The sequence below is a fragment of the Mesorhizobium sp. M4B.F.Ca.ET.089.01.1.1 genome, from assembly GCF_004022605.1.
In the GTDB taxonomy this organism is placed as follows: domain Bacteria; phylum Pseudomonadota; class Alphaproteobacteria; order Rhizobiales; family Rhizobiaceae; genus Mesorhizobium; species Mesorhizobium abyssinicae.
In genome coordinates this window covers 1-6,714 of record NZ_RZOS01000323.1, presented here as the reverse complement: position 1 = coordinate 6,714, position 6,714 = coordinate 1, and the positions used below count along the sequence as shown (strand labels likewise).

Below are 6,714 nucleotides of genomic sequence, written 5' to 3'. Positions count from 1 at the left end.
TGACACGACATGGCTGCGGATCGAGGCCGCGAAGATGCCGTAGCCGGCGAAGACGACGAAGGTGACGAGCATGAAGACGCCGGAGAGCTCCAGCATCTTCGAAAACGCGTTCGGTTCGGTGGTGCTGACGAATTGCGGCAGGAAGGCAAAGAAGAAGATCGACAGCTTCGGATTGAGGATATTGATGAGGATGCCGGATGTGATGACCTTGCCGGCCGAGCGCGGCGCGACGTTCTCGTCGACACTGAGGCCGCCCTTCTCCTTGAGCGTGTTCCAGGCCATGTAGAGCAGATAGGCGACGCCCAGATATTTTAGCGTCTCGAAGGCGACAGCGCTGGTGTGCAGCACCGCGGCGAGGCCAGTGATGGCGGCCGCCATATGCGGGATGATGCCCAGCGTGCAGCCGAAGGCGGCAATGATCGAGGCGCGAGCGCCGCGCGAAAGGCCGGCGCTCAGCGTGTAGAGAACGCCGGTGCCCGGCGAGGCGACGACGATCAGCGTCGTCAACAGGAATTCGATGCTCATAGATCCTCCGCAGCCCCTGCCCGGCGCGGAAGGTATCCGGCCGCTTGAGGCGGGGCAAGCGGGCGCGAGCTAATCTCCCCCGCAAGGGGGTGACGAACAAGCGGCAGCCCATGCGCGGCACGCGCCATCAGGCAGTCGTCGCCGCCGGGCATGCAGGCGCGGCAGACATCGGGGCGGAGCTCATAGATGCCGCAGGCCGTGTGCTTGCCGATCTCGCCGGAGAGCGCGGAACAGCGCACGCCCTCGCAGCGCATGCCGGACAGGTCGGCCGACACGAATTTCTCCGGGATGCGATCGAGCTGCGCGTCGTCTTCCGTCGAGAAACGCGGCCATTCGGCCGAGTAGGAACAGCAGGCGCCGCAGCTCTGGCAATCAAAGACGACGCTTTCAGCGACACCTGTCCAGCCGAGACCGCTGGCCAAGCCGGATGGCCAGTTCGGATCTTCGTGATCGGCCTCGTGCGGCAAAGCGCTATTTCTTCTTTTTGGTCTTGCGAGGCGGCGTTTGCCCCGACCCGTCGAACAGGTCGGTCGCCGCCGGCTTATCGGCCTTCGGCGCGGCGGCCGGCTTGGCCGGCTTGGCTGCAGGCGGAGACGCGGATGGAGCCTTGGCGGAGAATTTGATGGCCATGTCTTTCCTTGCCGTGAGCATGGGGACGCGCGGCACTGCGCGTCGATCGACGAATCCCAGCCGGTCCTAGCACAGATCGGCGCCGCGGAAACGGAAAAGGCCAGCCTTGCGCCCGGGTGCCGCACAGTCGCGCCGACAGGGGCTGCAATTTTTCTTCGCCGGCTGTGGAACCGATGCCGAGGTCAGCCGTTATGGTGATGTCGTCGGTTCATGAGAGCAATCTCAAGTTTTCGGACGGCAAAAGGACGCCCCCACGCAATAAACCGCGCGAGGGGCGTTCTTTTATGGCGCTCACATGATCACGCTCATCATCGGCAGCACCTCGTAGCGGAAGCCGCGGCCCGACCGCACAACCGGATCCGCATCGGTCACCGCCCTCGCCTCGGCTTCGGTGCCGACGCGAAGGATGCACAGGCCCCAGGGCCCGGTCGGGTCGGCGACCGGGCCAGCGATCATCATTCTCCCCTCGCGAAGCTGGGTCCGCAGATAGTCGGCATGGCGGCCCATCAGTGCCCGCTCCTCCTCAGTCAGGGTGAAGGCGAAATCCGGGCGCGGCGGGATCAGCCGGCGATGGAACACGCCGGACGGCTTGATGCCTGCCTCGGCGGCGAGGAACTGGCCGAGCCAGCCCAGAACCCGCTCCCAGCCGGAGCCATGGTCGCGGCAGGAGCCGTGGCGCGCGCCAAAACCCTCGTTGCGCAGCGTCAGCCGCGTTCCGTTCTCCACCGGCTCCAGCGTGTAGGTGACGGTCGTCACCTGGTCGCCGTCCCACGGCGCCTTCCAGGTCATCACCAGGCGGTGCGGCGGCTCGACCTCGACATATTCGCCCTGGACGTGGAAATCACGGTCGTCGGCGCCCTTGCCCTCGGAGCGCCAGGCGCCGCCCGGCCGGACGTCAGCGGTGTGCTTCGTGGTGCGGTACATGTCGTCCGCACCCCACCAGAGCGGGATCTGGTCCGCGGCGGTGATCGCGCGGAACACCCGCTCCGGCGGCACGGCGATCGTCACCGTGGCCAGGATGGTGCCAGCCGACACGTCGGCGATCGCGCGTGATCTGTCGTTGCCCGCCATCACTCTTCCTCCAGATAGGATTTCAGATTGCCGAGGCTCGCCTGCCAGAAGTCGCGGTAGGGCAGGATCCAGTCGGCGACGTCCTTCAGTTCGGCCGGCTCCAGCCGATAGAGCCGCTCGCGGCCGTACTTCTGCTCGGAGACGACGTTGAGCTCGCGCAGGATGCGCAGATGCTTGGAGATCGCCGGCCGGCTCTGCGAAAAGGCCGAGGCCAGCTCGTTGACCGGCGCCGGACCCAGCCGCAAGCGGTCGAGGATGGCGCGGCGCGTCGGGTCGGCGATGGCGCGGAAAACGGAGCGGTCAGGATCAGCCTGCGGCATAATACGTATCCATTTGGTTACGTATTATGCCGCACCGGGATGGTGGTCAATTCTCTTCACCCGATATGTCGTTGCCGAGGCTGAAAGCCCATGCCGAAACCGCCCCGGCCGTCGAGGACGCCTTTGAGCCTCTCTGGAGGCCCTCCTGGTGGTCAGTCCTGTTCGTGAGGACCGGGCTCCGGCCACGGTTCCTTCGCCGCCTCCGCGTACCAATGCCGCATCGCCGGTGTCGACAGCACGGCGTCGACATAGGCCCGCGTATCGGGCGCTAGTTCCCCGCCATAGGTGTCGAAGCGGGTGACGATCGGAGCGTACATGGCGTCGGCCGCGGTGAAATGGCCGAACAGGAACGGGCCGCCCTTGCCGTATTCGGCGCGGCATTGCCGCCAGATCGCCTCGATGCGAGCCCGCTGGACCTCGCCCTCGGAATCGAGCGGCTTGTGGCTCTTCGGCCGGCGCAGGTTCATCGGCCAGCCATAGCGGACCTCGCGGAAGCCGGAATGCATCTCGGTCGCCACCGAGCGCGCCAGGGCGCGGGCGCCGAGATCGTCCGGCCAGAGCTTTTTCTCGGGATAAAGGTCGGCCAGATATTCAAGGATCGCAAGGGTTTCCCAGACGATCCTGCCATTGTGATTCAACACCGGCACCAGGCCGGTCGGCGACACCTTGGCCAGATTGGCAAAGGTCTCGGGCGTGCGCAGGCGCACAAAACTCTCCTCGAACGGGATCTCCAGATGCCGCATCGCCATCCAAGGCCTGAGCGACCAGGAAGAAAAGCATTTGTTGCCGATGAAGAGCGTGAATTCAGCCAAGGCGGTTCCCCCTGTTTTCCCGTCACCTTAGTGGCGCGCGGCGAAGCGGCAAAGCGTTTCGCTGACGATATTGCCATCCAGCGCCTTCGCTCGGCTCGCTTCGAGTGCGGAACCGGGAGGCACATCAGCCCGTTTCTCTCGCGATTGGATCTCCGGGAGATGCGGAGATGGTGAACATCGACCAGATTGCGGGCCTAGCCAAGCAGATCAAAGGCTCGATCCGGCAGACGGTTGGCAAGGCCACCGGAAACCGTCCGATGCAAATCAGGGGCATCGCGGACAAGGCTACGGGCAAGGTGCAGAAGGCCTGTGGCGACATGAAAGCCGTGATCAAAAAGGCGATGTGATTTGGCAGGCCTTTGCCATCATGTCTCAAGCGCCTTCGTGAACGCGTTGGTGAAGACAACTTCGCCATGGTCGCCGGCGGCCTCGCCCAGCACCACGTCCATGCTGTCGGCGGTCACCCGGGCCAGCGCGAAGCCGCCCATATAGGCGGCCTTCGGCTTGAACAGGTCGAGCCCGTCGCGGCGGTAGATCATCGGCACCTCGTGCTGATGGCCGTGGAAGATTGCGATGACGCTGTAGCCCTTGAGGGCCGCCAGCAGCGCCTGGCGATCCGCCTCGCCCCACCAGTGCGGCGCGCCGGTGCCGCCGTCGTCATAGGTCCGCTTGGCCGGATCCCAGCGCTCGGTCGAAAAGATGTCCCAGCCATAGTGCTGGAACAGGATGACCGGGCGGCCGTCGCCGGCATAGGTAGCCAGGTCCTGCTTCAGCCATGGCAGGCTGCTCAGCGCGCCATGGCCGGTGTCGCCGGCGAAGCGGTGCGTCTGGACGAGATGCAGGCCGCCCCAATCCCAGGAATAGCAGTCGGTGTCGACGTCATAGTCGGTCGCCGGCACCGGCGGCTTGAAGAACACGCCGGCGCGATGGTTGACCTCGACATAGTCGCGCAATTCGCGGCGGTACCAGTCGACATGCGGCGGCGAGCCGTTCTGGTCGAGGTCGTGGTTGCCGAGCCCGACATAGACGGGCATGTGGACGCGGTCCGGACCGATGCCCTGCTGGTAGCGCTGGCTGAACTGCAGCAGCTGCGTGCCCTCGCTGGGCTCGGTGACCTGGCCGCCGCCGTCGTCGGTGATGTCGCCGCCGGTGACCAGGCCAAGCGGTGTGCCGATGCGGCTGCCGGCCGAACGCAGGCCGGTGGCGATACCGCCGATCTCGGCCGGCCATTGCTTGTCGGCGATGCCGTTCAGCGCGGCGACGCTGCGCAGCAGCGCGGCATCGGTCTTGCCCTCCTGCAGGCAGTTGGGGCTCAGCCCGCTCGCCATGCGACAGGCGTGGATATCGGCGATGAACAGGAAGGTGGCGTCGATCGGCTGGATGCGCTTTCCGGTCTGGCCGTATGCCTGGCGACCAAAAGCGCCGGCCGCCGCAAATCCCGCCATCCGCGCCAGGACAGCGCGACGGGAGATCGAATGGGTTCGGCTGCGATTCATCATGGCCGAGATTCAGCACAGGCGGCGCCCGGCCGTCCAGTTCCCTCCCCGACCCGCCAAGCATCGACATGGCGGCATGGGTCTGGCAGTCTTGCGCCTTCAACTTGAGCGGGAAGAGGAAGATTCGATGAAGGCCGCAACGATCGGCATGGCCCTGCTTGCCACGGCGGGCACCGCGCATGGCGCCGAATGCGTCGATGCCAAGACCGCCAAGACCGGCTTCGTGCTGGAGATGCCGGGCGTCCGCAGCGAGTTCCGGCCGGCGGCCGGCGGCATGGTTTCGGTCGCCAACACATACCAGTCGGAATCGCCGCAGACGCAGTATCTCTATGCCGGGCTGATCGAGGTGTTCCGCGACAGCACGACGGGCCATCTGGCGATGATCCCGCTTGGCGACCTGAAAAAGCTGTTTCCGCTCAAAGCTGGCGCGAAGAGCACGACGCAGTTCGTCGAGCTGTCGCCGATGAAGCAGCCGAAAGGCACAAAGACGCTGGAACTGGCGGTGAAGGGCAAGGAGACGTTCAGCCTCGGCGGCTGCAAATACAATGTGCTGGCGGTCAAGGAGACGATCAAGAACCAGGACGGCGAGACGCTGGACACGTTCACCGCGCTCTACGCGCCGGATCTCGGCGCATCGCTGGCCCGGCGCTATGACGAGGGAACGAATTCGGAAAGCGTGGTCGGCTACGAGACGATCAAGCCGCTGCCGCAGTAGCGCCTGACGGCCGGAGGAAGCGCTGGCGGGCCGACATCAAAGGGTTCTCGGTCGCGGCAGCACCCTGCGGCGCCGCCTCGCTGCCAATCCGTTCTGTGAGGACGGGGCGCCCTGCTCCAACCCCGCCAGGCAATCCCGCAGCAGACCCGCATCCTGCGCCGTCTTGGCCATCGACATGGCGCCCGAATAGGCGGCGACCGCCAGCGTGGCATAGCGCTCGGGGTCCGTGCCCTCGTCCCGGCCCGCTTGCCGGTCGACCCGCAGCTTGTCGGCGATCGCCAGCCGCCACCGGGCAAAAATGCCGGCAAGCGCAATGCGGAAGTCCGGGTCGGCGAGCGACAGTTCATGCGCGAGGTTGTTGAGCGGACAGCCGCGCACAAAACCTTGCCGTTCCAGTTCCGCCGCCACCGCCTCGAACACGGCGCGGACGCCTTCGCGCGCCGAGGATGCGGCGCGCACCGGCGCGATCCAGGTCTGATCGACGGCGGCGGCCACCCGCTCCTCGATCACCGCCAGCGCCAGTGCCTTCTTGGTCGGGAAATGGTGATGCAGCGCGCCGCCGGTGACGCCCGCCGCCGCCATCAGGTCGCCGAGACTGGAGGCATGATAGCCGCGCGCCTGGAAGGATTCCTCCGCCACATCGAGCACGCGCCGGCGCATGCCTTCCGGGTCGTTGGTGCGTTTTTGGCGCATCGCCATCTCCTCCATCTTCCCTTGGGAGAGAAGGTGCCTGAACCAAGTGAAGGCGGATGAAGGGTGCTCCAGCCTGGCAAGGACGGCGATCCGTCCGGCGCCCTCATCCGTCTTGGCGCTGCGCGCCAATCCACCTCTCCCCGCAGAGGGAGAAGGAAGAGAGAAATAGCAGATTGACAAAACAGGACAACCGGTCTGTTTTACAAAACAGGACGATCACCCTGTTTTGGAGTCGACAATGGACCTTGCTCGAAACGAAACCTCTGCACGCCTTGCGTCACCGATCGTGGAACTCAGGCAGTACACGCTGAATCCCGGACGGCGCGAAACGCTGATCGACCTCTTCGACCGCGAGTTCATCGAAACCCAGGAGGCGGCGGGCATGACCATCATCGGCCAGTTCCGCGACCTCGACCGTCCGGACATGTTCGTGTGGATGCGCGGCTTCGCGG

Annotated in this window: 9 protein-coding genes and 2 pseudogenes; 3 read left to right on the top strand and 8 right to left on the bottom strand. The window is 65.6% G+C overall.

Going from position 1 to position 6,714, the window contains the following annotated elements; all coding sequences use genetic code 11:
• From EN780_RS24345 to EN780_RS24325, 6 genes and pseudogenes are all read right to left on the bottom strand, one after another.
• Positions 1-525 (bottom strand): LysE family translocator (locus tag EN780_RS24345; RefSeq protein WP_133372692.1); only part of this gene is annotated, 525 nt, incomplete at its 3' end.
• Between the two features lie 98 nt (positions 526-623).
• Positions 624-947, bottom strand: a pseudogene (locus EN780_RS24340) (YkgJ family cysteine cluster protein); the annotation flags it as partial.
• A 49-nt stretch (positions 948-996) separates the two neighbouring features.
• Positions 997-1,155 carry a hypothetical protein gene (locus EN780_RS38915; RefSeq protein WP_189556692.1) on the bottom strand — a complete coding sequence of 53 codons (159 nt, stop codon included), beginning with the start codon at positions 1,153-1,155 and terminating at the stop codon, positions 997-999.
• 291 nt (positions 1,156-1,446) lie between these two features.
• Entirely contained in the window at positions 1,447-2,226 is a 780-nt protein-coding gene (locus tag EN780_RS24335; RefSeq protein WP_128275544.1) for an SRPBCC domain-containing protein, read from the bottom strand.
• Positions 2,226-2,546, bottom strand: coding sequence for a metalloregulator ArsR/SmtB family transcription factor (locus EN780_RS24330; protein WP_128275543.1), 321 nt, complete (start codon positions 2,544-2,546; stop codon positions 2,226-2,228). The genes EN780_RS24335 and EN780_RS24330 overlap by 1 nt, the downstream gene beginning before the upstream one ends.
• 152 nt (positions 2,547-2,698) lie before the next feature.
• Positions 2,699-3,358, bottom strand: a complete 660-nt coding sequence (locus EN780_RS24325; protein WP_128275542.1) for a glutathione S-transferase family protein — start codon at positions 3,356-3,358, stop codon at positions 2,699-2,701.
• 167 nt (positions 3,359-3,525) lie between these two features.
• Between EN780_RS24325 and EN780_RS24320 the strand changes: the two genes are divergently transcribed.
• Entirely contained in the window at positions 3,526-3,705 is a 180-nt protein-coding gene (locus EN780_RS24320) for a CsbD family protein (protein ID WP_127284176.1), read from the top strand.
• A gap of 18 nt (positions 3,706-3,723) precedes the next feature.
• Here EN780_RS24320 and EN780_RS24315 read toward each other — a convergent pair whose 3' ends face one another.
• Positions 3,724-4,857: a metallophosphoesterase gene (locus tag EN780_RS24315; protein ID WP_128275541.1), complete on the bottom strand. Its 1,134-nt coding sequence runs from the start codon at positions 4,855-4,857 to the stop codon at positions 3,724-3,726.
• Positions 4,858-4,981: 124 nt separating this feature from the next.
• Here EN780_RS24315 and EN780_RS24310 point away from each other — a divergent pair, with 124 nt between their 5' ends.
• The gene (locus EN780_RS24310) at positions 4,982-5,569 is read left to right on the top strand and encodes a hypothetical protein (protein WP_128275540.1); all 588 of its coding nucleotides are present in this window, start codon (positions 4,982-4,984) and stop codon (positions 5,567-5,569) included.
• Positions 5,570-5,605: 36 nt separating this feature from the next.
• Here EN780_RS24310 and EN780_RS24305 read toward each other — a convergent pair whose 3' ends face one another.
• The gene (locus tag EN780_RS24305; RefSeq protein WP_189556695.1) at positions 5,606-6,229 is read right to left on the bottom strand and encodes a TetR/AcrR family transcriptional regulator; all 624 of its coding nucleotides are present in this window, start codon (positions 6,227-6,229) and stop codon (positions 5,606-5,608) included.
• Positions 6,230-6,500: 271 nt separating this feature from the next.
• On the opposite strand from EN780_RS24305, the pseudogene EN780_RS24300 reads away from it, so the two are divergent.
• Positions 6,501-6,714: pseudogene (locus EN780_RS24300) on the top strand (NIPSNAP family protein); the annotation flags it as partial.

Excerpts from the sequence above, each read along its gene's own strand:
- EN780_RS38915 (WP_189556692.1), bottom strand. The coding sequence starts at position 1,155 with ATGGCCATCAAATTCTCCGCCAAGGCTCCATCCGCGTCTCCGCCTGCA.
- EN780_RS24335 (WP_128275544.1), bottom strand. The coding sequence starts at position 2,226 with ATGGCGGGCAACGACAGATCACGCGCGATCGCCGACGTGTCGGCTGGC.
- EN780_RS24330 (WP_128275543.1), bottom strand. The coding sequence starts at position 2,546 with ATGCCGCAGGCTGATCCTGACCGCTCCGTTTTCCGCGCCATCGCCGAC.
- EN780_RS24320 (WP_127284176.1), top strand. The coding sequence starts at position 3,526 with ATGGTGAACATCGACCAGATTGCGGGCCTAGCCAAGCAGATCAAAGGC.
- EN780_RS24315 (WP_128275541.1), bottom strand. The coding sequence starts at position 4,857 with ATGATGAATCGCAGCCGAACCCATTCGATCTCCCGTCGCGCTGTCCTG.
- EN780_RS24310 (WP_128275540.1), top strand. The coding sequence starts at position 4,982 with ATGAAGGCCGCAACGATCGGCATGGCCCTGCTTGCCACGGCGGGCACC.
- EN780_RS24305 (WP_189556695.1), bottom strand. The coding sequence starts at position 6,229 with ATGCGCCGGCGCGTGCTCGATGTGGCGGAGGAATCCTTCCAGGCGCGC.